This window comes from Paucibacter sediminis, from assembly GCF_030254645.1.
In the GTDB taxonomy this organism is placed as follows: Bacteria; Pseudomonadota; Gammaproteobacteria; order Burkholderiales; family Burkholderiaceae_C; genus Paucibacter_B; species Paucibacter_B sediminis.
Map to the genome: position 1 here is coordinate 2523294 of NZ_CP116346.1, position 25534 is coordinate 2548827.

The 25534-nt window shown below is 70.9% G+C and carries 23 protein-coding genes; 9 read left to right on the forward strand and 14 right to left on the reverse strand.

The genetic code is table 11. From position 1 onward, the window contains the following. Positions 1-3: 3 nt before the first annotated feature. The 5 genes from PFX98_RS11705 to dgoD form a co-directional block, all read right to left on the reverse strand. Positions 4-987 carry an arabinose ABC transporter substrate-binding protein gene (locus PFX98_RS11705; protein ID WP_285235381.1) on the reverse strand — a complete coding sequence of 328 codons (984 nt, stop codon included), beginning with the start codon at positions 985-987 and terminating at the stop codon, positions 4-6. Further along, the gene (locus PFX98_RS11710) at positions 984-1925 is read right to left on the reverse strand and encodes an SMP-30/gluconolactonase/LRE family protein (RefSeq protein ID WP_285235382.1); all 942 of its coding nucleotides are present in this window, start codon (positions 1923-1925) and stop codon (positions 984-986) included. The genes PFX98_RS11705 and PFX98_RS11710 overlap by 4 nt, the downstream gene beginning before the upstream one ends. An 81-nt stretch (positions 1926-2006) precedes the next feature. After that, positions 2007-2639, reverse strand: coding sequence for a 2-dehydro-3-deoxy-6-phosphogalactonate aldolase (locus tag PFX98_RS11715; protein ID WP_285235383.1), 633 nt, complete (start codon positions 2637-2639; stop codon positions 2007-2009). 10 nt (positions 2640-2649) lie between these two features. Next, entirely contained in the window at positions 2650-3573 is a 924-nt protein-coding gene (locus PFX98_RS11720) for a 2-dehydro-3-deoxygalactonokinase (protein WP_285235384.1), read from the reverse strand. Between the two features lie 136 nt (positions 3574-3709). Beyond that, positions 3710-4858 carry a galactonate dehydratase gene (gene dgoD, locus PFX98_RS11725; RefSeq protein WP_285235385.1) on the reverse strand — a complete coding sequence of 383 codons (1149 nt, stop codon included), beginning with the start codon at positions 4856-4858 and terminating at the stop codon, positions 3710-3712. 151 nt (positions 4859-5009) lie between these two features. On the opposite strand from dgoD, the gene PFX98_RS11730 reads away from it, so the two are divergent. Further along, the gene (locus PFX98_RS11730; RefSeq protein ID WP_285235386.1) at positions 5010-5402 is read left to right on the forward strand and encodes a PGDYG domain-containing protein; all 393 of its coding nucleotides are present in this window, start codon (positions 5010-5012) and stop codon (positions 5400-5402) included. A 5-nt stretch (positions 5403-5407) separates the two neighbouring features. Here PFX98_RS11730 and PFX98_RS11735 read toward each other — a convergent pair whose 3' ends face one another. After that, complete coding sequence (locus tag PFX98_RS11735; RefSeq protein ID WP_285235387.1) at positions 5408-5842, reverse strand: hypothetical protein; 435 nt, start codon at positions 5840-5842, stop codon at positions 5408-5410. 143 nt (positions 5843-5985) lie between these two features. On the opposite strand from PFX98_RS11735, the gene PFX98_RS11740 reads away from it, so the two are divergent. The 4 genes from PFX98_RS11740 to PFX98_RS11755 all read left to right on the forward strand — a co-directional run bounded on the left by PFX98_RS11740 (position 5986) and on the right by PFX98_RS11755 (position 9998). After that, positions 5986-6798 carry a helix-turn-helix transcriptional regulator gene (locus PFX98_RS11740; protein WP_285235388.1) on the forward strand — a complete coding sequence of 271 codons (813 nt, stop codon included), beginning with the start codon at positions 5986-5988 and terminating at the stop codon, positions 6796-6798. Between the two features lie 10 nt (positions 6799-6808). Beyond that, positions 6809-8851 carry a dipeptidyl-peptidase 5 gene (locus PFX98_RS11745; RefSeq protein WP_285235389.1) on the forward strand — a complete coding sequence of 681 codons (2043 nt, stop codon included), beginning with the start codon at positions 6809-6811 and terminating at the stop codon, positions 8849-8851. 52 nt (positions 8852-8903) lie between these two features. Next, positions 8904-9611, forward strand: coding sequence for a glutathione S-transferase family protein (locus tag PFX98_RS11750; protein WP_285235390.1), 708 nt, complete (start codon positions 8904-8906; stop codon positions 9609-9611). Between the two features lie 84 nt (positions 9612-9695). Next, positions 9696-9998 carry a putative quinol monooxygenase gene (locus tag PFX98_RS11755; RefSeq protein ID WP_285235391.1) on the forward strand — a complete coding sequence of 101 codons (303 nt, stop codon included), beginning with the start codon at positions 9696-9698 and terminating at the stop codon, positions 9996-9998. Here the strand turns inward: PFX98_RS11755 and PFX98_RS11760 are convergent. The 3 genes from PFX98_RS11760 to PFX98_RS11770 all read right to left on the reverse strand — a co-directional run bounded on the left by PFX98_RS11760 (position 9963) and on the right by PFX98_RS11770 (position 15238). After that, positions 9963-11426 carry an amidase gene (locus tag PFX98_RS11760; RefSeq protein ID WP_285235392.1) on the reverse strand — a complete coding sequence of 488 codons (1464 nt, stop codon included), beginning with the start codon at positions 11424-11426 and terminating at the stop codon, positions 9963-9965. The two genes, PFX98_RS11755 and PFX98_RS11760, sit on opposite strands and share 36 nt — an antisense overlap. Before the next feature lie 13 nt (positions 11427-11439). Further along, positions 11440-13902: a tetratricopeptide repeat protein gene (locus PFX98_RS11765; RefSeq protein WP_285235393.1), complete on the reverse strand. Its 2463-nt coding sequence runs from the start codon at positions 13900-13902 to the stop codon at positions 11440-11442. A gap of 73 nt (positions 13903-13975) precedes the next feature. Then, complete coding sequence (locus tag PFX98_RS11770; RefSeq protein ID WP_285235578.1) at positions 13976-15238, reverse strand: nitronate monooxygenase; 1263 nt, start codon at positions 15236-15238, stop codon at positions 13976-13978. A gap of 316 nt (positions 15239-15554) precedes the next feature. On the opposite strand from PFX98_RS11770, the gene PFX98_RS11775 reads away from it, so the two are divergent. The 3 genes from PFX98_RS11775 (at position 15555) to PFX98_RS11785 (ending at position 20995) form a co-directional block, all read left to right on the forward strand. Next, positions 15555-17822, forward strand: a complete 2268-nt coding sequence (locus PFX98_RS11775; protein ID WP_285235394.1) for an Ig-like domain-containing protein — start codon at positions 15555-15557, stop codon at positions 17820-17822. 112 nt (positions 17823-17934) lie between these two features. Beyond that, a complete protein-coding gene (locus PFX98_RS11780; RefSeq protein ID WP_285235395.1) occupies positions 17935-19641 on the forward strand; it encodes a type I secretion system permease/ATPase in 1707 nt (568 codons plus the stop codon). A gap of 19 nt (positions 19642-19660) precedes the next feature. After that, entirely contained in the window at positions 19661-20995 is a 1335-nt protein-coding gene (locus PFX98_RS11785) for an HlyD family type I secretion periplasmic adaptor subunit (RefSeq protein ID WP_285235396.1), read from the forward strand. Between the two features lie 11 nt (positions 20996-21006). Here PFX98_RS11785 and PFX98_RS11790 read toward each other — a convergent pair whose 3' ends face one another. Beyond that, the gene (locus PFX98_RS11790; protein WP_285235397.1) at positions 21007-21384 is read right to left on the reverse strand and encodes a hypothetical protein; all 378 of its coding nucleotides are present in this window, start codon (positions 21382-21384) and stop codon (positions 21007-21009) included. Positions 21385-21481: 97 nt separating this feature from the next. Between PFX98_RS11790 and PFX98_RS11795 the strand changes: the two genes are divergently transcribed. Beyond that, positions 21482-22099 (forward strand): ATP-binding cassette domain-containing protein, encoded by a 618-nt coding sequence (locus PFX98_RS11795; RefSeq protein ID WP_285235398.1) that lies wholly within the window; start codon positions 21482-21484, stop codon positions 22097-22099. Here PFX98_RS11795 and PFX98_RS11800 read toward each other — a convergent pair whose 3' ends face one another. From PFX98_RS11800 to PFX98_RS11815, 4 genes are read right to left on the reverse strand one after another with little or no spacing between them, the layout of a single operon-like run. Next, positions 22100-23185, reverse strand: coding sequence for an MBL fold metallo-hydrolase (locus tag PFX98_RS11800; protein WP_285235579.1), 1086 nt, complete (start codon positions 23183-23185; stop codon positions 22100-22102). It abuts the gene before it with no gap. 13 nt (positions 23186-23198) lie between these two features. After that, a complete protein-coding gene (locus PFX98_RS11805; protein ID WP_285235399.1) occupies positions 23199-23615 on the reverse strand; it encodes a DUF6691 family protein in 417 nt (138 codons plus the stop codon). A gap of 10 nt (positions 23616-23625) precedes the next feature. Continuing rightward, positions 23626-24069 carry a YeeE/YedE family protein gene (locus PFX98_RS11810; protein WP_285235400.1) on the reverse strand — a complete coding sequence of 148 codons (444 nt, stop codon included), beginning with the start codon at positions 24067-24069 and terminating at the stop codon, positions 23626-23628. Between the two features lie 33 nt (positions 24070-24102). Next, entirely contained in the window at positions 24103-25518 is a 1416-nt protein-coding gene (locus PFX98_RS11815; RefSeq protein ID WP_285235401.1) for an MFS transporter, read from the reverse strand. Between the last annotated feature and the right edge of the window lie 16 nt (positions 25519-25534).

Consider the following 25534-nt stretch of genomic DNA (forward strand, 5'->3'; position numbering starts at 1 on the left):
CGATCACAAGCCCATCTGCCGACGCACGTCGGCCTGGTTCTTGCGCGTCATCAGCGTGCCGCTGGTGAGCGTCAGCGGCGGTGGCGCCTGCTGTTCGGCCACCCATTGCGCCACCAGCGCGGCGGTCTCGTAGCCATGGCGGCGCGGGCTGATCAGCACGGTGCCGAAGAAGGCGGTGGCGGCGGCCTTGGCGAACTCGTTGAGCGCGGTCTGGCTGCCGCCGATGCCGATGCCCAGCAGCGCGTCCTGCCTGAGACCGCGGCCCTCGCCGGCGCGCACGGCGCCCAGCACCGCCTCGTCGTTCATGCCGAACACCACCCAGCGCTTGAAGCCGGGATGCTTGGTAAAGGCGATGTTGGCGGCGTTGAAGGCGTTCTCGGTATCGGTCTTGGCCTGCGGCGCGTCCACCAGATTCGCCGCCGGCAGGCCGGCGGCCTTGAGCGCGTCCAGCGCCCCCTGGGTGCGTTCGCGCGCGGTGGGCAGCTGGTCGAAGGCCACCCGCAGCGCGCCCACCTCGGCCGCACGCCAGCCGCGCGCCCGCATCTCCTCGGCCAGGCCCTGGCCCACCTGCCTGCCGATCTCGTAGGCCGAGATGCCCATGTGCGGGATGCTGGCGATGGGCTTGCCGGCGCCGTCCACCAGCTGGTCGTCCACCGACATCACCTTGAGGCCATGGCGCTTGGCGGCGCGTTCCACCGCCATGCCCAGCTTCACGTCCGGCGCGCAGATCACGAAGCCCTGGGCCTTCTGGGCCGCCAGGTTGTCGATCGCGGCCATCATCTTTTCGCCGTTGGGGATGCCGATCTTCACCAGGCTGAAGCCCTTGTCCTTGGCCGCCTGTTCGGCGAAACGCCATTCGTCCTGGAACCAGGGCTCCTCGGCCTGCTTGACCAAGAAGCCGATCTTGAGCGGCTCGGCGGCGCGGCTTGGGCCGGCCAGCAGCCAGGCGGCGCCCGCCGTCAGGGTCTGGCGTCTTGTCGGGCTCATGTCTTGTCTCCGTGGTACGTGTCGTCAAACAGCGTTTCGGCCACCGCCAGCGGCCGCGCCAGGCTCAGGCCGAACAGGCTGCCCGAGAGCGGCATCGCCTGCAGGGCCTCGCGGGTCAGGCCCTGGCGCGCCGTGCTCACCAGCAGCTGGTCGCCGGCCGGGCCGCCCAGCGCCGGGCAGCTGGGGTTGGCCACCGGCACGCGATGGCGTTCCAGCAGGCTGCCGTCGGGTGCATAACGGCAAATCTGGCCGGCACCCCATTGCGCATTCCACAGGCAGCCCTCGGCATCGATCACCGAGCCATCGGGCCAGGCCTCCGCGTCGTCCATGGTGGTGAAGCGGCGCACATTGGCGACCCGGGCCGTCTCGGCCTCGTAGTCGCATTGCATGATGGTCTGCGCCAGCGTGTCGCAGAAGTACATGCGGCGGCCGTCCAGGCTGAAGCAGATGCTGTTTGCGATGGCCACCGCCGGCAATGCCAGGCGGCGCAGGCCGTGCTGCAGCGAGTACTGGTAGAAGCTGCCGATGGTGTCGACGGGGCGGCGCTCGCGCGCCTCGTTCATGGTGCCGAACACGAAGTAGCCGCGCCGGTCGCAGCGGCCGTCGTTGACGCGGGTGCGCGGCTCCAGCGCGTCCACCGCCAGCAGCGGCGTGAGCTGGGTCGGCTGCGGGCCGGCGGCCTGCCGGTCTGCCAGCGTGGCCAGACACAGGCGCTTGGCCAGGCCCAGCAGCAGGCGGCCCGAGCGCGCGTGGGCAAAGCAGCCGAGCCGGTCCGGCAGGCGGCAGCTCAGCAGCGCGCCGCTGGCGGGCGTCCAGGCATGCAGGGCGCTGGCCTCGATGTCGGTCCACCACCAGCGCTGGCTGCCGGCATGCCATTGCAGGCCTTCGCCGAGCATGGCGGTCTGAGCCAGGCTCAGCGCAAGGGGCTTGGATGACAAGCGAATATCTCCGATATATTTATATTTGCAGCCAGCTTAACCAGGCCATGCATATCCGTCCTATAGATATTTCCCCTCTACCTATCTCGAATTCGCATAGCTGCTGACGAAGCCGCGCGCCCGCTCGGCGACCTCGGCGGCGGTCATGCCCGGCGCATAGAGCGCGCCGCCGAGGCCGAAGCCGGCGGCGCCGGCGGCGCGGTAGGCCGCCATCGCCGCCGGCGTGATGCCGCCCACCGGCAGCAGGCGCAGGTCGGGCGGCAGCACCGCGCGCATCGCCTTCACCACCACGGGCGTGAGCAGCTCGGCCGGGAACAGCTTCACCGCATCGGCGCCCGCTTCCACGCAGGCCAGCGCCTCGGTGGGCGTGGCGGCGCCGGGCACGCAGCTGAGGCCCTGCGCCTTCACATGGGCGATCACGCGCGTGTCGGCATGCGGCATCACGATCAGCTCACCGCCGGCCTCGCGCACGCGGTCGGCGGCGTCGGGGCTCAGCACCGTGCCGGCGCCCAGCAGCGCGTCTGCGGGCAGGCAGCGCGCCAGCCGGGCGATCGAGTCCAGCGCCTGCGGCGAATTGAGCGGCACCTCGATGAGGCGAAAGCCCTGCTCGTACAGGCGCAGCGCGATGGCCTCGACCTCGTCGGGCCGGATGCCGCGCAGGATCGCCACCAGGGGCAGGGCGGCGAAGGCCGCGTCGAATTTGCTGCTCGGCATGGGGGCGTCCTCAGCAAGATTGGCTCAGCCGCCACAGGCCCAGCGCGGCGGTATTGGGCAGCAGGCGCGGCGCGGCAAGGTCGAACAGCGCCAAGGCGCTGGCATAGCGCTGGCACAGCGCCGGCTCGCCGACCAGCACCAGCGGCGCATCGGCATCGCGAGCCGCCAGGCCGGCGCGCAGCTCATGGCCGATCAAGAGGCCGGAAAGATAGTCGGGCAGGGCGCTGCCGGCCAGGTGCCCGCCGAGGCCCAGGGTGCGCACCGCAAACAGCTGATGCGAAAGGCCTTCCTCGCCGCGCTCGCGTGCCGCGCGCACGCCCGCGGCAAATGCGCTTGGATCACTGAAGTCCTCGCTGGGCATCAGGCGTGCGAGCACCGAATGCCGGCGCAGCAGCGCGTAGAGCTCACCGGTCAGATGGGTGGCAAAGCCGAGCAGCCCGCCATCGACGACGCGGGCCCATTTGCTGTGCGTGCCGGGCATGACGACGCAGCTGCGCGCGCCCAGCTCGGGCGCCAGCGTGAGCGCGCCCAGCAGCTGGGTCTCCTCGCCGCGCATCAGGTCGGGCACGCCGGCGGCGCTCTCGCAGCGCAGGCCCGGCAACAGGCGCAGCGCATGGCCGCGCCAGGGCACCGCCAGCGCGCCCGCGGCCAGGGCCTGGGCATCGGCCGGGCAGTCGGCGTACGGTACTTCGCGCCAGCCATGCTGGCTGCCTACCATGCCGCAGGCCAGCATCGGCAGGCCCAGCGGCGCCCAGTCGGCGATCAGCTCGTCCAGCGCCGCCGCAAAGGCGGCCGGACCGGCCGGGCCGCCCGCCAGCGTCGAGGCGCCCTGCGCCGAACGCCGCTCGCTCAAGACCTGACCCCGGGCATCGATGAGCATCGCGCGCAGGCTGGTGCTGCCCCAGTCCAGCCCGATCAGTTCCGCCTTGCTCATGACGATGCATCCTGGACGGAGCATGGCTTGCAGGCGAGCGCTCGTGCCCAGCGGAGCGCGCGGATCCGGCTCTGCCGGGCCGCCGGGCTTGCCCCCTTGAGGGGGAGGTGCGAAGCGCCTCGGGGGTGGGCCATCCTCACCATTCGGCCACGCTGCCATCGGCGTGGCGCCACAGCGGGTTGCGCCAATCGGGCGCGCTGCGGCTGGCCGCGATGACGCGCTCCTCGTCCACCTCCACGCCCAGGCCGGGCCCGGGCAGCGGGCGGATATAGCCGCCCTCGATATGGAAGTCGGTGCGGTTCCTCACATAGTCCAGCAGCTCGCCGCCCTGGTTGTAGTGGATGCCCATGCTCTGCTCCTGCAGCACGGCGTTGTGCGAGACGAAGTCCACCGCCAGGCAGGCGGCCAGCGCCACCGGGCCCAGCGGGCAATGCGGCGCGAAGGCGATGTCGTGGGCCTCGGCCATGCCGGCGATCTTCAGGCATTCGCTGATGCCGCCGGCATGCGAGAGGTCGGGCTGCGCGATGGCCAGGCCGCCGGCGGCGAACACGCGCTTGAACTCGAAGCGCGAGTACATGCGCTCGCCGGCGGCCAGCGGGATGCTGGTGTGCTGGGCCAGGCGCGCATAGCTCTCGTCCTGCTCGGCCAGCACCGGCTCCTCGACGAACAGCGGGCGGTAGGGCTCCAGCTCGCGCAGCATCACTTTGGCCATGGGCGCACCGATGCGGCCATGGAAATCGATGCCGAACTCGATGGTCTGGCCGAAGGCGGCGCGGATCTCGGCGATGCGGGCCACCGCGGCATCGACCTTGGCGGCGCTGTCGATCAGCCCCATCTCCTCGCTGCCGTTGAGCTTGAAGGTATCGAAGCCGCCTTCGCGCAGGCGCCGGATGCCGGCGATCACATCGGCCGGGCGGTCGCCGCCGACCCAGGAATAGGTCTTCATGCGATCGCGCACCAGGCCGCCCAGCAGTTCGTAGACCGGCACGCCCAGGGCCTTGCCCTTGATGTCCCACAGCGCCTGGTCGATGCCGGCAATGGCGCTCATCAGGATGGCGCCGCCGCGGTAGAAGCCGCCGCGGTACATGGTCTGCCAAAGGTCGTTAATGCGCGCCGGGTCGCGGCCGATCAGATAGGGCTCGAATTCGTGCACGGCGGCCTCCACCGTGCGGGCCTTGCCCTCGATCACGGGCTCGCCCCAACCTGCGACGCCGGCGTCGGTCTCGATCTTCAGGAACAGCCAGCGCGGGGCCAGGCGATAGGTGGTGAGCTTGGTGATCTTCATGGGCATGGTCGATTTGCCCGGCGAGCTTAGGGGTGCGCCCTACATGGGAAATATGCTTTGTTGAGGCCCAGCTATGTCAACTTCGGATAGGCCCGCATGGCAAGATGGACGGCCTCTTTCTTCATCTTGTGCATCCACGCAGGGAGCCCGCATGCGCCAGCGTTACCGCCGCCGCCCCGACCAGGCCGTCACCGCCGTGCGCCTGGCGCTGGATTTCGACGGCTTTCTTGCCTACCGCAAATGGGGCCATGAGCAGCGCGCGCAGGCGGGCGACTGGCTGGTGGACAACGGCGGCGAGGTCTACACCGTGGCGGCCGACTCCTTTGCCCGGAGCTACCGCGAGCTCAGCCCCGGGCGCTGGATCAAGGCGGCGCCGGTGTGGGCCGAGCGCGCCGCCCGCGCCGGCAGCGTGGCCACCAAGGAGGGCCTGACCGCCTACCAGGCCGGCGACTGGCTGGTCTCCAACGCCGCCGATGGCAGCGATGCCTATGCCATCGCTGCGGCGCGCTTCGAGCAGCTCTACGAGCTCGACCCCGAGGGCTGAGCCTCTCAGGCCTGGTGCAGCGTGCGCGCGCCGGCCGGCGCCGCCGCGGCCGGCGCGGAGCCGCGCAGGCCCAGCAGCTGCAGCGTGGCCAGGCCGGTCACGCCCAGCGCATGCACGAGCAGGAAGCCCAGGCCCCAGGCGCTGGGCGCCACCAGGCCGGACAGCGCCAGCGCCAGGCAGCCCAGCGCCCAGCCGAGGTTGCCGAAGGCCACCAGCCTCACCAGCCCGCGCGCCAGCGCCGGCCGGCTCAGCATCCAGGCCAGCAGCAGGCCATAGCCCAGCATGAAGAGGCCGCTTTCCACCAGCAGCGGCTGCGGCAGCGCCAGCAGTGCACCGAGCGGGCGCGCCAGCAGCAGCTGCAGCGCGGCCAGGCCGCCGCTGATGACGATGTCGGCCAGCAGGGCGGCCTTCAGCAGACGCGAGGGACGGATATGGGACATGGCTGACTCCTTCGAGGTGGTTGTGAATCGGTGCCTGCAGTATTTCCAGGCCGGGCGGGCGCGTCGATTACCTGGCAGGTAAGCGGCGCGAGCTTGGCGACAATGGCGGCCGGCCGCAGCATCCGCGGCAGGCGGGAGAAGGCATGCAGACACAGCAGCAGGCACAACAGCTTGTCGAGCCGAGCGCGCTCTTGCGCAGCTGGCGCAGCAAGCGCAGGCTCAGCCAGATGGAGCTGGCGCTCGAGGTGGGCGTCTCGCCCCGCCATCTGAGCTTTGTCGAGACCGGCCGCGCGCGCCCCAGCGCCGAGCTGCTGCTGGCCCTGGCGGCGCGCCTGGACATGCCGCTGCGCGAGCGCAACCACCTGCTGCTGGCCCATGGCCATGCGCCGCGCTACTCGCAGCAGCCGCTGCAGGCGCAGGACATGCAACCGGTGCGCGCCGCCCTGCAACGCCTGCTGGACGCTCACCAGCCCTATCCCGGCGTGGTGCTGGACCGGCACTGGAACGTGGTGCTGGCCAACCGGGCTGCGCTGGATCTCACCGCGCTGCTGCCGCCCGAGTTGCGCGCCGCGCCGCCGCAGCCGCAGCCGCTCAACATCATGCGCGCCAGCCTGCATCCGCAGGGCATGGCGCGCTTCACCAGCAATTTCGCCGACTGGGGCGGCTATCTGGTCGAGGCCTTGCACCGCGCCGTGCTGGAAAGCGGCGATGCCGAGCTGCTGGCGCTGGAGCGCGAGGTCAGCGCCTATCCGAATGTGCAGGCGCTGCCCGCAGCCGCGGCGCCGGCCGCGCCGGCCCTGCTGGTGCCCTGCCAGCTGGAGCTGCCGATCGGCCGGCTCTCGCTCTTCACCACCCTCACCAGCTTCGGCACGCCGCGCGACGTGACGCTGCAGGAGCTGTGCGTGGAACTGTTCTATCCCGCCGACGACGAGACCGAGCGCCTGCTGCGCGGCTAGGATGCAGCGCATGCAAAGCCAGAAAAAAACCGCCGCCCAGCGCTGCCTCGATGCCGATGATCTCTGGTCCATGGACCGCATCGGCCAGCTGGCCCTGGCCCCCGACGGCCGGCGCGCCGTGTGCACGCTCACGCGCAGCAGCATGGCCGAGAACCGCTCGCGCTCCAGCCTCTGGCTGCTGCTCACCGAGCGCGCCGCGCCGCTGCAGCTGACCCAGTGCGGCGACAAGGACGGCCAGCCCGCCTGGTCGCCGCAGGGTGATCGCATCGCCTTCCTGGCCAGGCGCGAGCAAGGCGAAGGCGCCCGCGACGAGACGCCCCAGCTCTACCTGATCTCGCCCGATGGCGGCGAGGCGCGGCGCGTGAGCCAGTTTGCGCCCGGCATCGAATCCTTCAAATGGCTGGCCGACGGCAAGCGCATCCTGTTCGCCGCCTGGGTCTGGCCCGGGCTCAAGGGTGCGGCCGCGCAGGCGCGCCAGTACCGCGAGTTCAGCCAGCGCAAGGAAAGCGGCTACGCCACCAGCGAGGCCTATTACCGCTACTGGGACCACAACATCCCGCAGGGCCGCGTGCTGCACCTGCTGCTGCTGGAGCTGGCCACCGGCCGGGTGCGCGATCTGTTCGAGGGCACGGCCTACGAGCTGCCGCGCGACGCCGCCGGCAACGAGGTCTACGACCCGAGCCCGGATGGCCGCCGCGTGGCCTTCCAGCATGACCCGGCACGCCCGCCCCTGCCTGGCAACCGCCTGGCGCTGGCCGAGATCGATCTCGGCACGCGCCGCGTCAAGCCGCTGGCCGACGACGCGCAATGGGATTTCGGCGCACCGCGCTACCGGCCCGACGGCAAGGCCCTGGCCTGCACCGCCGCCCAGGTCGGCCATCGCCACACCGCCCTCAACCAGCTCGCCCTGGTGGGCCCGGGCCGCGGCTGGCGCTTGGCTGACGAGCATGCCGACCTGCATGTGCAGGCGCCGCTGCGCTGGGCCGCCGATGCCTCGGCCCTCTTCTTCACGGCCGAGCAGCGTGGCCGCTGCCATCTGTGGCGGCATGGCCTGGCCGCGCAGGACCTCGCCATCGCGCATCAGGGCGGCTGGGTGCAGGGCTTCGACATCGCGGGCGAGGTGCTCGTCACCGCCAGCGACAGCGCCATGCATCCGGTGCGCGTGCAGGCAAGGCGCGCCGGCATGGATGCACCCATGCGCCTGGAAAGCTTCAACGACGGCCTGCTGGCGCAGCGCCAGCTCGGCGAGCTGCGCGAGGTAAGCGTCACCGGCGCCCTCGGCGAGCCGGTGCAGCTGTGGCTGACCTTGCCGCCCGGCTTCGACGCCAAGGCCAAGGCCAGCAAGAAGTATCCGGTGATGCAGGTCATCCACGGCGGCCCCTTTGCCGCCGCCGGCGACACCTTCAGCTACCGCTGGAACCCCCATGTGCTGGCCGGCCGCGGCCATGTGATCGCGCAAGTGAACTACCACGGCTCCAGCGGTTTCGGGTTCGCCTTCCGCGACAGCATCATGGGCCGCCAGGGCCAGCTCGAGCTGGAGGACATCGAGGCCGCGAGCGACTGGCTGCGCAAGCAGCCCTGGGCCGACAAGCAGCGCCTCAGCGCCACCGGCGGCAGCTATGGCGGCTTCCTGGTCGCCTGGATGAACGGCCACGTCAAGCCCGGCCGCTACCGCAGCTATGTCTGCCACGCCGGCGTGTTCGACCGCGTCGCCACCTTCAGCGCCGACTCCTATATGGACCGGCCGCGCGACCTGGGCGCGCGCTACTGGGACGACGGCCCGAAGGTGCTGGCCCAGAGCCCGCACAGCGCCGCCGCGCAGATGCACACGCCCACCCTGGTGATCCATGGCGCGCTGGACTACCGCGTGCCCGACTGCAACGGCCTGGCCTACTACAACACCCTCAAGGCCCGCGGCGTCGATGCCCGCCTGCTCTGGTTCCCCGACGAGAACCACTGGGTGCTGAAGCCGCAGAACTCGCGGCTCTGGTACCGGGAGTTCCTGGACTGGATCGTGGCGCACGATGCGCCGGCAGGTGCAAGGCGGGCTTGATCTGGTCAAATTCGGCGGCTGCGTCTTGTATCAACCCTGAGCACCATCGGCCATGCAAGCACTGAAACTCCGACTCTTCGATTGGGGCCCGTCGCCCTTCTGCATGAAGCTGCGCTCGGTGCTGAGCTACAAGGGGGTGCCGTACGAGCGCGTGCCCGTGCTGGGCCCCTCGCTGATGGAGCTGCTGCGGCGCAGCGAGGTGCGCAAGGTGCCCGCGCTGGACATCGACGGGCGGCTGCTGATCGACTCGACCGATATCGCCCACGAGCTCGAACGCCTGTTCCCGATGCCGCGGATCCTGCCTGCGGATCCGCGCCTGCAGGGGCTCTCGCATGCGCTCGAGGACTGGGCGGACGAGGCGCTGTATTTCCTGGGCCTGTACTTCCAGTGGCTGGAGCCGCGCGGCAAGCCGATGGTGCGCAAGGCCTTCGGCGCCACGCCGCTGGGCATCGGCGCGCGCCTGTTCTATCAGCGCCGCATCGCGGCGCAGCTGCGCGGGCAGGGCACGGGCCGCAAGTCGGCCGGCCACATCGCCAGCGACCTGCGGCGCGAGCTCGCGGCCCTGACGGGCATGCTGGCCGGCCAACCCTTTCTGCTGGGCGCGCAGCCCTATCTGTGCGACTTTGCCGTGAATGCCCAGCTGGTCTACATGTCCCGCCCGCCCGGCAGTGCCGAGATCCTGGGCGAATACCCCGCGCTGGCGGCCTATATGGAGCGCATGAAGTCCCTGCGTGCAGCGCCTGGGCAGGCGGGCGGCTGAGCGCCGGAGCGCACCTCGCCCCGGATTGGAACTCGGCCGCAGCGCGGCCTAAGCTGATCCTGCATCCCTCAGCAAGGAGGTCCTATGACCGCATACAACGTCGTTCGCTTCAAGGTGAAGCCGGGGCTCGAGGACGCGTTCGTGAACGAGCATCGGCAAGTCAGGGCCGAGCTGCCGGGCATGCGCAGATTCTCCCTGCTCAAGACCGGCGAGCGCGCCTACTGCGTGATCGGCGAGTGGGACAGCATGGAGAGCATCGTCAGCGCGCGCCCCAGCATGATTGCGCTGCTGGACCGCCTGCGCGGCATGCTGGAGGACCTCGGCAACGGGCTCGGTGTCACCGACCCGGTGTCAGGCGAGGCCATCGTCGAGTTGCGCGGCGATTGATGGCGGCCGCCGTTGCAGCACGTCCTGCGCCGCATCCTCATAGGCCTGGCTGAGCTGCAGCAGCGCCAGATCGGCCTGCGGCCGGCCGATGATCTGCAGCCCGCAGGGCAGCCCGGTCGGGCCGAAGCCGGCGGGCAGGCTGATGGCGGGCAGGCCGGCGAAGCTGGCGTAGATGGTGACCTCCATCCAGCGGTGGTAGGTATCCATCGCGCGGCCGTTGATCTGCTGCGGCCAGCGCTGGCTCGCCTCGAAGGGCCAGACCTGGGTGGCGGGCAGGGCGATGAAGTCGCAATGCGCGTCGAACAGCGCCAGCATCTGCTGGTAGAAGGCGCTGCGCTGGGTGCTGGCGGCCAGGGTCTGTGCGCCGCTGAGGCCGGCGGCCTGGTCGGCCTCCCACAGCGCCTCGGGCTTGATGAGGGCGCGGTTGCTGGGCTTGAAGAGATAGGGCGCGAGCCGCCCCGCCACCAGCCAGCGCCGCCACACCAGCCAGGCCTGCCAGACCGCCTCGGGCGAAAAGAAGCCGGGCTGCCGGGGCTCGACCACGCAGCCCAGGCCCTGCAGGCGCTGCAGGCCCTGCTCGCAGACCTCGAGGATGCCGGGCTCCATCGCCAGATAGCCGCCCAGATCGCCCAGCCAGGCGATGCGCTGGCCGCGCGGCTGAAAATCGCGCAGCCGCTGCGCATAGCGCTCGCCGCCAGGCAGGGAGAGCGGCACGCGCGGGTCGTGGCCGGCCTGGGTCTCGAGCAGCAGGGCCAGGTCTTGCGTGTGGCGCGCCATCGGGCCCTCGGTGCCCAGCTGCGTGACCCAGACATCGCTGGCCGGCCACAGCGGCACGCGGCCCTGGCTGGGGCGCAGGCCGAACACGTTGTTCCAGGCCGCCGGGTTGCGCAGGCTGCCCATGAAGTCGCTGCCATCGGCCACCGCGAGCATGCGCGTGGCCAGCGCCACCGCCGCGCCACCGCTGCTGCCGCCGGCCGACTTGGCCGGGTCGTAGGCATTGCCGGTGCAGCCGAACAGCTCGTTGAAGCTGTGCGAGCCGAGGCCGAACTCGGGCGTGTTGGTCTTGCCGATGACGATGGCGCCGGCCGCCTTCATGCGCGCCACCATCAGGCCGTCTTCCTTGGGGATGAAGTCCTTCATCAGCGGCGAGCCCAGCGTGGTGCGCAAGCCGGCGGTGAGGGCCAGGTCCTTGATCGCCTGCGGCAGGCCATGCATCCAGCCCATCGCCTCGCCGCGCTGCAACTGCGCGTCGCGCGCATCCGCTTCGCGTAGCAGCTCGGCCTCGTCGCGCAGGCTGACGATGGCCTTGTGCACCGGGTTCAGCGCGGCGATGCGGGCCAGCGTGGCATGCATCAGCTCGCGGCAGGAAAGCTGCCGCGCATGGATGGCGGCGCTGAGGGCGTGGGCGGGCAGTTCGGTGGGGTCCATGGCGTGGCCCGGCTCAGGGCGTCTGCGGCAGCAGGCGCTGCTCCACCGCCGGCAGCTCATGCACCGAAACCCATTCCGACTTGTCGGCCCGGAACAGGTAGGCCGGGCCGTCGCGCCTGATGGCGGCCAGCGTGGCCCTGGCCTCGTCGTGGCGGCCCAGTGCCTGCTGGGCCTTGGCCTTGACGATCAGGGCCAGATCGCACCAGGGGAACTGGGCGAGCGCGGCCTGGGTCTTGCGCAGCGCGGCGTCCGCGTCCTTGCCCTGCAGCGAGATCCAGGCATCCAGGGCCCGCAGGTTGGGGTCGGTGGCATCCAGCAGCAGGGCTTCCTTGAGCTGGATGGTGGCGGCCTCGGTGCGGCCGGCGCGCAGCAGGTCGCGCACATAGTCGGCGCGCAGCGGCACGAGGCCGGTGCGCAGGCGCAGCACCTTCTCGTACTGCGCAAAGGCTTCGTCCCAGCGCTGCGCCAGCGCCAGCGTGGCGGCGCGGCCCCAGAGGCCCTCGGGGCTGTCGGCCTGGTAGGCCAGCACCTTTGCATAACTGTCCAGGGCCGCGTCCACATCGCCCTGCTTGCGCTGGTAGTCGGCCAGCGCCAGGTCGACGCGGAACTGGTCCTCGCCCTTGAGCTCGTCGCGCCGCGCGCTTAAGCCGGCGATCACCTCGGCCAGCGGCTGGCCGGTGTGCCAGAGCGCCTCGGCGGCGGCGGTCTTGATGCCGCCGCTCAAGGGGTGGCGCTGCAGGGCGCGCGTTGCCAGCGCGTCGACCGGCGCGCGCTCGCCCTTCAGCGAGATGCCGTAGAGCGCGGCACCCAGCACCACCTCGTCGTCCGGCGCCACCTGCAGCGCGCGTTCGAAGCGCGTCAGGGCCGGCGCCAGCTCGCCGTCTTCCAGCTGCTGGCGCGCGCCGTTCACCAGCGCGATCGGCAGGCTGGCCTGCACGTCCTGCTTGGCCATCAGCCGGCGCTCCAGCGCCTGCAGCTCGGGGTCGATGCTGGCGAGGCGCTCGCGCACGATCTCGCGCGGGTCGTAGGCATCTCGGCGCGGCGAGTCGAGCGCGTTGGCGCCCTCGGCGAAGTATTCCCATACCGAGCCGCCGGCATAGCGCGAGAGGAAGCCGTTGCCGGTGGCGGCGTCGCGCTCCTTGGCGCGGCGATACAACTCCTGGATCTCGCGCCACTGGTCGGCGGTGAGCACGCCGTGCACCTGGTGGCTGAGCTCATGCAGCACGGTGTTGTAGCGCTCGAAGATGGAGCGCTCCACATCCTCGATGCCGGTGACGGTGTGGTGGCCGCCCATGCCGCGCACATCGTCCCAGAGGCGCGAGTCGTACTCGATACGCGCGTCCTTCAGCGCCTTGGCGCCCGGGGTGTCCGAGAGCTTCATGTAGAGCGGCTTGATGTAGTGGGTGGCGCCGCCCTCCACCAGCAGGGGGATGAAGGCCTGCCAGGGCGCGACCGAGAGCGCCACGCGCTTTTGGTGGCGCGGCGAGAGCTCGGCCCAGTTCAGCACATAGCGCTCGATCGCCGGCACGGTGGGCATGGGGGTGGCGGCAAAGCGGCGCTCGTCGGCGGCGCGGTGCACGCTCTGCAGCATGCGCTGCGATTCCAGCGCCTTGGCCAGCACCGCGTGCGCCCGGCCCAGGCCGGGCAGGCGGCGCAGCGCGGCAAAAGCATGGTCGCGCGCGGCCTCGAAGCGGCCGGCGGCAAACGCGTCGGAGGCCTGGCGCACCAGGGCCGTCGCGGCCTGGAAGGCGCTGGCGTCGGCGGCGGCGAGCTGGCTGTAGTTCTGGCGCGCGTAGCCATTGCCCAGCAGGTAATGCGCGGCCTCGTGATAGGGGTTGAGCTTGACGGCCTGCTCGGCGGCGGCGATGGCATCGTCGGTGCGGCCCAGGCGTATCAAGGTATCGGCCAGGGCCTGGTAGCCGTCGGCCGTGGGCGCGGCCGCGAGGCTGGCGCGCAGCTGCTGGTGCGAGGCGTCGAAGTCGCGCTGCTGGTAGGCCAGCTGGCCCAGGCCCTTGAGCGCGGCGGCCTTGTCTGCCGCGGTTCCCTCGGCCATTCCTTCGGCCGCACTGGCGCGCTGCAGCGCGCCGTCAAAGCATTGCCTGGCGCGCTCGAAGTCGCGCGTCTCCAACGCCAGCCGGCCGGCGTACTGCAGGTCCACCGGCGCGCTGTTGGCGGCCAGGCGCGTGCGGCGGTCCAGCTCGGCCATGTCCTCGCGCATCCACAGCCATTGGTAGATCAGCGCGCGCTCGGCCGGGCTCGGCGCGGCCTTGGCCAGCAGGGGCTTGAGCCGCGGCGCGGCGGCGCGGAAGTCCTGCCGCTGCAGCAGCGCGGCAAGGCGGGACGGCGCCGATGTCGTTGCGGTGGCGGCCGTGGTGCTGGCGACGGCAGCGGCTACGCCGGGGGTGGCCAGACCTTGCAGGGCGGCCAGCAGCAGCATCAAGCTGCCGAGGTGTTTGTGGTGTGGCGCTGCGCGCATCGGGCTTGTCTCCTTCTTGGAAGCCGCGATGCTAGCGCCTCAAGGGCGCCGTGCCTGTCGGCACTGACCCCGCTCAGGCCACCGTCAGCGTCGGCTCCGGCAGCGCCACCTGGTCGTCCACGCTGAACTGGTAGTCGCGGAAGACATGCTCGGCGGTGAGCAGCTGGTAGCTGCCGTCGGGCAGGCGGTGGGTGGTGTCCTTCAGGCGCCAGGCGGTCTGGCCGCAGGTCCAGATCTCGAAGTTGCGCATGTGCGTGCACAAGCAGGTCTTGTCCATCACATGGATGCGGCGCTCGCCCGGGTGCGCGGCCACCTCGCGGTTGTAGGCCGTGACGTAGGCGCATTTGCCGTTGGCGTCGAGCAGATAGCCGTAGGCCTCGCAGTTCGGGCGGATGCCGTCGCCGATGCCGGGGCTGGCCTTGATCATGCGCATCGGGTAGCCGGTGGGCGAGATCTGGTTGACCTCGATGTCGTCCTCGCCGGCCTTGAAGTACTCCTGCTTCACGTCATCGGGCAGGCCGCATTCCTTGGTGACGGTGAAGCGCGTGGCCACCTGCACGCCGGCCGCGCCCAGCTGCAGCATGCGCACCGCGTCGCTGCCGGTGAAGATGCCGCCGGCCGCGATCACCGGGATCTCTAGCTTCTCGTCCTGCAGGTACTGGACGATTTCCTTCACGATGGTGGCCAGGTCGTACTCGGCCCAGTCCATGCCGAAGCCCAGGTGGCCGCCGGCCAGCGGGCCTTCCACCACCACGTAGTCGGGCAGGCGGTTCAGGCGGCTGTTCTTCTTCAGGAACAGCTGCAGCGCGCGCAGCGAGGAGACGATGATGCCCAGCTTGGCCTCGCGGAAGCGCGGGTGCTGCTCGATCAGCGCAAATGAGCCCAGGTGCAGGCCGGCCGCCAGGGTGATGCCGTCGATGCCCGCATCCAGCGCGGCGTTCATGCGCACCGCCAGGGTCTCCTTGGGCGCATTCATCGTCAGCTTTTCCATGCAGTTGATGAAGATGAGGCCCTTGCCCTGCTTGCGGGCCATGGTGCCCTCCACATGCAGGCGGGTGGCCTCGGTCAACTGCTCCAGGCTGAACTTGACCGGAGACTTGTCCTCCGAGTCCATGTTGTATTTGTAGAGGGCCTGCTTGGCCTTGACGAACTTGGTCTGGTAGCGGCGGTCGGTCACCGTCGGCACCATGGCGTCGGAGATATGGCCCACGCCACCGAGGCGGGCCGCTTCCAGTGCCAGATCGGCAGAGGAAATGTCCACCCCCATACCGCCGATCACGATGGGCACCAGTTCGTGGCGGCCCATCTTGAGGCGGAAATCGTCCAGGCGTTGCATCATCGGCTTTCTTCAATCAGGAAGGGGCGTGAGCGCCCCGGAGCCGGTCGGCTCCATGAAATTGGGTTGCCGAGTCTAAATCATCGGCACCCAGGATCCCTGAAAACCCACCCCGACGCTATTGAGCTTGGTCAAGCGCGCGGCACATGGCCGGCGCGCGCCAGCGTGGCCGCCACGGCCGCCGGGCAACAAATGAAACCGCCGCCGCCGCGCATCGAAACCGGGCTGATACCTGCGCTTCGCACCATCTCGACATCGCCAACCAGCGAGTCAAGCCCTCTTTCCCTTATCCAACTCAACCGTTCAGGAGTCCACCATGACATGCGCACGCAGCATCAGCTTCACCATCCCCGGCTCGGCCCAGGCGCCGGGCGTGCTCGTCACCGCCACCGAGCATGACGGCAAGATCGACTTTGCGCTGGCCCTGAGCGGCCCGGCCGGCACCACCGCCGACATGCGCGGCCTGTTCTTCGACCTGGCCGACGACAGCAAGCTGGCCGGCCTCAAGACCAGCGGCAGCCCGCTGATCACTGATTTCGACACCGTGGACGTGATCGACCTGGGCAACGGTGCCAATATGAGCGGCGCGGCCTCGCCCTATGACGTGGGCCTGGAGTTCGGCACCCAGGGCATCGCCAAGGACGACATCAAGTCCATCAGCTTCACCCTGTCCAATACCGCCAACAACCTGACGCTGGACGACATCGCCCATATGGACTTCGGCGCCCGGCTGGCGAATGTGGGCGTCACCGGCGGCCCGCGCAACGACCTGGCCAAGCTGACCACCGTCGCGCCAGCAGCCCCCGACGCCCATGACGACAGCGTCAGCGGCTTCGAAGACGGCCAGGCCGGCCTTGCCAGCCCCAGCCACCAGCCCGCCGGCCTGCTGCTGCAGGTGCTGGCCAACGACAGCGACGCCGATGGCCAGACCCTCACCATCACACATGTGGAAGGCGCCCAGCACGGCACGCTGCAGATCGTCGACGGTGCCGACGCCGACAACCTGGCCGGCGATGCCATCCTCTACACCCCCGATGCCGACTTCGCCGGCACCGAGACCCTGGGCTACTGCATCAGCGACGGCCATGGCGGCGTGGACGGCGCCCACATCAACCTCAGCCTGGCCGCGGTGGCCGACCGCCCGCAGCTGGACGTGCAGATGCTGGAGGGCGACAGCGTCAACCAGATCAAGTTCATCGTCACCGCCACCCAGACCGACGCCGATGGCTCCGAGTACATCGACCGCATCGAAGCCCTGGGCCTGCCGGCCGGCGCCACGCTGACGCCCTCGGGCGTCAACCCGGGCACGCAGCCGGGCCAGCTGGTGCAGGAATTCGTGCTCACCCTGCCCGAGGGCCAGGACAGCAAGTTCGACCTCAGCTTCCAGGCCATCGCCAAGGAAAAGAGCAATGGCGACGAGCAGGCCGCCAGCCAGAGCTTCAAGATCGAGATCGACCATACCCACCAGCAGGCCGAGCAGCGCTTCGATACGCTGGACCAGAGCATGTGGGGCAGCGGCGCCGCCACCGACATCCACACCGACGACTTCTACGGCCTGGACGAGCATGGCGCCGCCAAGAGCGAGCCCGGCGACACCCTGGTGTACGACTTCTCGGCCGGCTACACGCTGGGTTTTCGCCAGCAGATCGACATCGAGGGCGGCGACATCGACGCCTCGCTGACCTATGACGTGACGCTGGACGCCACCCACAACAAGACGCTGGACACCTTGCTGATCAAGACCGACGCGGACCTGGTCGCTGGCAGCTTCGACACCTCCGGCCCGCAGGCCGCCTACCAGCTCGACTTCAAGGCCCTGCTCTCGCTCTATGCCTATGCGGGCGTCAACATCGGCGATGTGCTGGAGATCCCGCTGACCGTGCCGCCGGTGGACATCAAGCTGGACGGCAGCACCAACATCATCGATTTCGACACCCACGACCTCGACTTCGACATCGACAGCATGGGCCTGCAAGCGCATATGTCCTGGCCCGATCTGCTCGCCGATGGCAGCGTCAAGTCGCTCGCCGACGGCCAGTTCGCCGGCACCGCCGAGGCGCAGTTCCTGAACATGAATTTCGACGTCGACCAGTTCCTGCTGGGCGGCAACGATGCGATGAAGCTGGAGCTGGACCTGGGCCTGGTGTGGGGTTCGCTGGACCTGATCGACTTCGACATCTTCGGCGGCGCCAGCATCCAGCAGAAGTTCCTGATGGACGAGCAGAAGCTCACCGGTGTGCTGCACTTCGAGGACGGCTCGACCCAGACCTTCCAGATGGGCGAGGACATCAAGATCGCGAACGCCTCGCAGATCGACCTGCACGGCGACGCCGACGGCACGGTGGAATACCAGCTGGAGCTGGTGCCCACGGTCAACCTGAGCAACCGCACCGATCTGCTGGTGGACCTGGACTTCAGCTACGACCTCCTCAAGCTGGCCGGCGGCTACGACGTGGGCTTCTCCTCGGGCAGCCTGAACGAGACCGCCTACCACCTCGGTGGCGCGCTGGTGAACACCGCCATCAATCTGCACGACGAGACGTCGCTGCTGCACTTCGACAGCGAGATGGTGACCTTCGCCTGATGCCGATCTGGGGCGCCCTGAAACAAACGAAACGCACGGGCGCCCACCCCTGAAGCGGGCCTGAAACCCAGGCTTCGGACACTTTATTCATCGACCCGCCCGGAGCCTCTTCATGTCCGCCAAGCCCAGCACCGAACTTTCTCCTCCCCTGGCCCTGGTGGCGCGCGCGCTGCGCCGCTATGCCGGCGCGCTGGGCGGCTTCAGCGTGGCGATCGCCCTGCTGCTGCTGGTGCCCACGGTCTACATGCTGCAGGTCTACGACCGCGTGCTGAGCAGCCGCAACGAGGTCACCCTCGCGCTGCTGACACTGGGGGCGCTGGGCCTGTTCGCGCTGCTGGCGGCGCTCGAGTCGGTGCGCAGCGCGATCTGCGTGCGGCTGGCGGCGGGCGTCAACCGCAGCCTGGCGCCGGAGGTGTTCCGCGCCGCCTTCAGCGCGCCTGCCGGCAGCGCCCAGCAGCTGATGGCCGGCGACCTGGCGACGCTGCGCCAGTTCGTCGCCGGCCCGGTGCCGGCGCTGTGCTTCGACACCCCGCTGGGCCTGCTGTTCCTGGCCATGGCCTTCGCGGTGGATCTCTGGCTGGGCCTGTTCGTGGCCGGCAGCCTGGCCCTGCTGGTGGGCGTGGCGGTCTGGCATGAGCGGCGTGCCCGCGCGCCGGCGCTGCAGGCCAACCGCGCCGCGGCCGAGGCGGCGCAGGCGCTGGCCGAGACCATCAACCATGGCGAGGCGGCGCGTGCCCTGGGCATGCGCGGCGCGCTGGCGCGGCGCTGGCTGGGCCTGAACGAGCAGGCCGCCGGCCTGCAGGCCGAGCTCAGCGTGGAAGCGGCGCATGCCGCCGCGGTGACGCGGCTGCTGCGCCTGGCCACCCAGTCGCTGGCGCTGGGCCTGGGCGCCCTCTTGGTGCTGGAGCAGCGCATCAGCCCCGGCATGATGATGGCCACGACCCTGCTGCTGGGGCGCGCGCTCAGCCCCATCGAGGGCCTGGTGGGGCAGAGCCGCCAGATCCTGTCGGCGCGCGAGGCCTGGCAGCGCCTCAACGGCCTGCTGAGCCAGGCCGCGCCGGCCGAGCCGCTGGCCCTGCCGGCGCCCAGCGGCCGGCTGAGCGTGGAAGGCCTGGGCTGGCAGGCGGGTGCCGGCCAGGCGCCGCTGCTGCAGGGCATCCGTTTTGAACTGGCGCCCGGCCGCGGCCTGGCCGTGGTGGGCCCCAGCGGTGCCGGCAAGTCCACGCTGGCGCGCCTGCTGGCCGGCGGCCTGGCGCCGACGCTGGGCGCGGTGCGGCTGGACGGCGCCGAGCTGGCGCAATGGCCGGAGGCGCAGCGCGCCAGCGCGATCGGCTACCTGCCGCAGGACGTCGAGCTGTTCGAGGGCACGGTGGCCGAGAACATCGCCCGCATGGGCGAGGTGGATGCGGCCGCGGTGGTGCAGGCCGCCCAGCAGGCCGGCATCCACGAGCTGCTGCTGCGCCTGCCCGAGGGTTACCAGACCCGGCTGGGCCGCGGCGGCCTGCAGCTCTCGGGCGGCCAGCGCCAGCGCCTGGGGCTGGCCCGCGCGTTGTTCGGCAAGCCGGTGCTGCTGGTGCTGGACGAGCCCAACGCCCATCTGGACGAGCAGGGCGAGCAGGCCCTGCGCCAGGCCCTGCAGGCCCACAAGGCCGCCGGCGGTGCCTTCGTGGTGGTGTCGCACCGCCTGCCGCTGCTGCAGGTGGTGGACGACATGCTGGTGCTGCAGGCCGGCCGCCAGGCCGCCTTCGGCCCGCGCGACGAGGTGCTGCACCACACGCTGCGCGCCGTGCCCCAGGCACATCAGGCACGCCAGGCCTGATGCTCAAGGAGAGATGAACATGATGACGACCGCTGCTGTTGCTGCCAACGAGGCCTGGACGGCCGACGACGAGATCCGCCCCCTGCTGCGGCGCGGCCTGGCCCTGCTGGGCCTGGGCCTGGGAGGCCTGCTGCTGTGGGCCGCGCTGGCGCCGCTGGGCCAGGCCCTGCCGGGCCAGGGCACCGTGGTGGTGGCCGGCCAGCGCCAGGCGGTCCAGCATGCCGAGGGCGGCAGCGTCGCCGCGCTGGCGGTGGGCGAGGGCGATGCGGTGCACAAGGGTCAGGTCTTGCTGCGCCTGGAGATGGCGCCGCAGCGCGCCGAGCTGGCCAATCTGCAACGCCAGGAGGTGGCGCTGGGGGCCACCCGGGCGCGCCTGCAGGCGCTGCTGGCGGGCGCCGCCAGCCTGCAGTTCGATGCCGCGCTGCAGGCGCGGGCGCGCGAGCTGGAAGGTGGCGACAGCGCGCTGGCCCTGCAGCAGGCGCTCTTCAACAGCCAGCGTCATGGCACGGCGCAGGAGCGCCAGCAGCTGGAGGCGCGGCTGGCCCAGCTGCGCACCGAGATCGGCGGGCGCCAGGCCCAGATCGAGCGCCAGCGCGAGCAGCGCGGCCTGGTCGACGCCCAGCTGGCCACGCTGGAGCAGCTGGCGCGCGACGGCTACTACCCCAAGCTCAAGCTGATCGATGCACAGCGCCAGGCGGTGAGCGCGGCGCAGGAGGAGGCGCAGGGCGTGTCCGAGCTGCAGCGCGTGCGCGAGGCCCTGCAGGAGGCCGGCTCGGCCCAGGGCAAGCGCCTTGGCGAGACGCGCCGCGACTGGGAGCTGGAGCTGCTCGACGTGGATCGCCAGCTTTCCGGCGCACAGTCGCGCGCCGCGGCGCTGCGCCACCAGATCGCGCGCGCCGAGGTGCTGGCGCCGGTCTCGGGCAAGGTGGTGGGCCTCACCGCGCACACGGTGGGCGGGGTGGTGAAGGCGGGCGAAACGCTGATGGAAGTGGTGCCCGAGGATGGCGCGCTGATCGTCGAATCGCGCTTTGCGCTGAGCGCGGCCGAAAAGCTCGCCGCCGGCCTGCCCGCCGATCTGCACTTCACCAGCATGGACCAGACGCGCACGCCGGTGATCCATGGCGAGGTGCTGACGGTCTCGGCCGACCGCCTGCAGGATGCGCGCAGCGGCGAGCCCTACCTGCTGGTGCGCCTGACCGTGCCCGCCGCGGAACGCGCGCGCCTGGCCGCCAGCGGCGCGCAGCTGCGCCCGGGCCTGCCGGTGCAGGTGTTCGTAGCCCTGGGCGAGCGCAGCGCGCTGGCGATGCTCACCAAGCCGCTCACCGACCGGCTGGCGCGCGCCTTCATCGACTGAACTGTCCTGCGCTAGCAGCCCTCGATCTGGTGGCCGACGATGCGCTCGCTCTGCGCTTCGATCTGGTAGCGCACCACGCAGCTGAAGAGGCTGGGGCCGTTGGGGCCCTTGATCTTGGCGGACTTGGCGTAGACCAGCACCTGGCTGCCATCGGCGGCGCGGGTGTTGCTGCTGGGCTTGCCCAGCTTGCTCACGAGTTCTTGCAATTTGGCGCCATGCCAGCGCGCCTGGCTGCGGTCGAACTCGGCCTGGCGCTGGGCATCGATGCTGGGCTGGGGCGGCGTGGCGGGCGCTGTGGCCGGCGCGGCCGGGGGCGGCACGCTGGCGCAGGCGCCCAGCAGGGCCAGGCCGAGCAGCAGGGCGCGTGTGAACAGGGTGTGGATGTGCATGGGCGTCCCGTGTTGAAGATGCGCTGTGCGCAGCCTAGTGCCTGCCGGCGGCGCCGGTGATCGAGCTTGTATCCAAATGCGCGGCGAGAATGGGACCATGTCCACCCCTGCCAGCCTCTTGATCCAAGCCGAACAACTGGGCTTCGATGTCGGCGCGCGCGCGCTGCTGGCAGGCCTGTGCTTCACGCTGCAGCCCGGCCTGACGCTGGTGCGCGGCGGCGACGGGCGCGGCAAGACCACGTTGCTGCGCCTGCTGGCGGGCCAGCTGGCGCCCACGCACGGCCGGCTGCAGCGCCGGGCCGAGCTGAGCTGTTTCTTTTTCGACGAGGCGACGGCCGCCCGGCATGACGCGGTGATGGCGCGCGCCTGGCTGGCCGCGCAGCGCGAGGGTTTTGCCGCCAGCTGGCAGGCCGGTACCGAGGCCGCCCTGGTGGCGGCGTTGCAGCTCGCCGAACACCTCGACAAGCCGCTCTACATGCTGTCCACCGGCAGCCGGCGCAAGCTACACCTGCTCGCCGCGGCGGCCAGCGGTGCGGCGCTGACCCTGCTGGACACGCCTTATGCGGCGCTGGACGGCCGCTCGATACGGGTGCTCAACGAGCTCTTGAGCGAGGCGGCGGCGGAGCGCAGCCGCGCCTGGGTGCTGGCGGACTATGCGCTGCCGGCGGGCCTGGCCGGGGTGGCGCTGGCAGGGCAGATCGACTTGGGCGATTGACTAAACCGCGCCGCCCTCCACCGGCAGCGCCTCGGCGCGCCAGCGCAGCATGCCGCCGGCCAGGTTGGCAACCTGCTTGAGCCCCTGCTTCTGCAGCAGCACGGTGGCCTGGGCCGAGCGCGCGCCGGAGCGGCAGACGGCGACGATGGGCCGATCGGTGGCCAGCTCGGCGGCCTGCTGCGCCAGCTGCGACAGCGGCATCAGGCGCGCGCCCTGGATATGGCCCAGCGCATCGTTGAACTCGTCGGGCTCGCGCACGTCGACGATCTGGATCGCGCTGCCCGCGCCGCCGGCGACGCAGTCGTAAAGGGCATTGGGCTGGATCTCCCAGATGCCGCTGAAGGTGCAGGTGAGCGGCGCCCAGTCGGGCTCGCCCGCGCCGGCGCCGGGATCTTCGGGCTCGCCGCAGCGCAGATTGGCGGGCACGGCGATGTCCATCAGCCTGGGATGGGGCAGGCCCAGGTTCTTCATATAGCCGCTGAAATCGCCCTCGTTGACGTCACCGCCCAGGCGCGGGTTGTAGCGCCGCTCCTCGGCCACGCTGGTGACGGTGAGGCCACGGTAGTCATGGCCGGGGTAGAGCAGGCAGGCCTCGGGCAGGCTGAGGATCTGCTCGCGCACCGAGTGGTAGAGCCGGCTCGGGCTGCCCTGCTGGAAATCGGTGCGGCCGCAGCCGCGTATCAGCAGCGCGTCGCCGGTGAAGGCCATGCGCTGGTCGTCCAGCACATAGCTGACGCAGCCATTGGTATGGCCCGGGGTGGCGCGCACCTCCAGGTGGCGGCTGCCGAAGGCGACGCGGTCGCCATGCTGCAGCGCGCGGTCGGCGCCCGCGGCGCCGGCGGCGGCGGCGAGCATGATCCGGCTGCCGCAGCGCTGCTTGAGCAGCCAGGCCGCCGTCACATGATCGGCATGCACATGGGTGTCCAGCGTCGCCACCAGCTGCAGACCCAGCTCGCGCAGCAGGGCCAGATCGCGGCGCTCGTGCTCGAACACCGGGTCGATCAGGAGGGCCTCGCCGGAGGCCGAGTCGCCCAGCAGATAGGTGTAGGTGGACGACGTGGGGTCGAAGAGTTGGCGGAATACCAGCATCGCGGCCTCCTCAGCGTGGTTGGGTGAACTGATCGTGCAGCAGCATGCCGGCCAGCATGGCGGGCACGAAGATCAGCGCGGCGTCCATGCCGCTGCCCAGCGCCACCAGGGCCGGGCCGGGGCAGAAGCCGGCAATGCCCCAGCCGATGCCGAACAGCAGGCCGCCGACGATCAGGCGCGCGTCGATCACGCGGATGTTGGGGATCTCCATGCGCTCGCCGCTCCAGGCGCGTTCGCGCCGCTTGCCCGTGGCGAAGGCGAACACGCCCACCGCGATGGCGCCGCCCATCACCAGGGCCAGGCTGGGGTCCCAGGCGCCGGCGAGGTCGAGAAAGCCCTTCACCTTCGCCGGATTGCTCATGCCGCTGGCGATCAGGCCGAGGCCGAAGACGAGGCCGCTGAGGCCTGCAATGAGGAGTCGCAACATGTTTTTTCGTTCAGCCCAGGTGACGCAGCAGGTAGACGGTGGCGAAGCCGGCGCCCATGAAGGCCAGCACGTTCACCAGCGAGCGCGGCGAGAAGCGGCTCAGGCCGCACACGCCATGGCCGCTGGTGCAGCCATTGGCCATGCGCGTGCCCACCCCCACCAGCAGGCCGGCGCCCAGCAGGGCCAGCGGGCCCACATCCACCGCAGCCGCCGGCAGCGGCGCGAACAGGCGCCACAGCCAGGGCGCCAGCAGCAGGCCGGCGATGAAGACCAGGCGCGGGACTTCGGGCGCCAGGCTGCTGCGGCTCAGCAGGGCGCGCAGCGGGCTGGCGACGATGCCGGTGATGCCCGCCACGCGGCCGTTGCCCAGCAGATAGAGGGCCGTGGCCAGGCCGATCAGCAGGCCGCCGAGCAGGGCGCTCCAGGGGGTGAAGAGATTCCAGGCAATGGTCATGGGGGAGCTGGGCAGGCTGTGAGGGAGCCAAGTCTAATTCGCCTGCCGCCGGCGCGGGGCCAGCAGCAGCGCCAGCAGCAGCAGCGCCGCCGCCGCGACAAAGGTGATGCGCATGCCGGCCACCGCGAACAGCACGCCCAGCGCCGATGCGCCGGTGATGAGGCCGAGGTTGCGCGCCAGGTTCAGCAGACCGGAGATGACGCCGCGCTGCTGCGGGGCCAGCTCGCTCATCAGCGCGCTGTTGTTGGCGGCCTGGAACAGCGCGTAGCCGGCGGTGATGACGACGATGGGGCCCAGGTAGCCGGCCAGCGCCAGCGCCAGCGGTGCGGCCGCCGCCACCATGCTCAGCGCCAGGCAGCCGGCCAGCATGGCGGCCAGGCCATAGATGCTCATGCGCGCGGCGCCCAGGCGATCGACCCAGCGCCCCGCGGGCACGCCGCTGAATGCCGCCACCACCGGCCCGACCGCCATGACCATGCCGGTGCGGGCCATGTCCAGCCCCAGGGTCTGCGCGAGGTAGAAGGGCCCGGCCACCAGGGTCGCCATCATCACGGTCGAGACCAGGGCCGTCATCGCGAGGCCGGCACGCAGCCGCGGCGCTCGCAGGCTCGCCCAGGGGATCAGCGGCGTGGCGCTGTGGGCCTCCAGCAGCAGGAACAGGGTCAGCACCAGCGCCGCCGCGCCCAGCAGGGCCAGGTTGAGCGCACCGAAGCTGCCACGCCCCAGCGTCATAGCGAGCGCATAGGCGGCCAGGCCCAGCGCCAGCAGCAGGGCGGCCAGCAGCAGCGTGGCCAGCGTGCTGAAGCGCGGGCGCGCCGAGTCCTGCACCGCGCGCTCAGCGGGCAGATAGCGCCAGGCCAGGCCCAAGGCCAGCAGACCCAGCGGCACGTTGACGAGAAAGATCGACCGCCAGCCCAGCGCGGCGATCAGCAGACCGCCTAGCGCCGGGCCCAGTGCGGTGCCCAGCGCCGACATGCTGCCCAGCAGCCCCATGGCACGCCCGGCGCGCGCCTTGGGCACCGCCGCGCTCACCAGGCTGGTGGCCAGCGCCAGCATGGCGGCCGCGCCCAGGCCCTGGGCCGCACGCGCGGCGACCAGGGGCCACAGCCCCGCGCCCAGGCCGCACAGCGCCGAGGCGGCGGTGAACAGCAGCACGCCGGCCAGCAGCAGGCGCCGGTGGCCGAGCATGTCGGCCAGCCGCCCGACGCCGACCATCAGGCCGGTGCTGGCCAGCAGATAGGCCAGCACCACCCACTGCACCTGCTGCATGGGCGCGCCCAGGGCCTCGACCAGGGCGGGCAGGGCGATATTGGCGCTGCTGGTGCCCAGCGCGGGCAGCAGCACGCACAGGGCCAGGCTGGCCAGCAGCCCCGTCAGCGTGGGCCTTGCGGGCGGCGCCTGCGCCTTGTCGTTCGCCAGGTTTGTGGCCGTGTTTGTGGCTGTATCCATCGCATGCTCTCCGGTT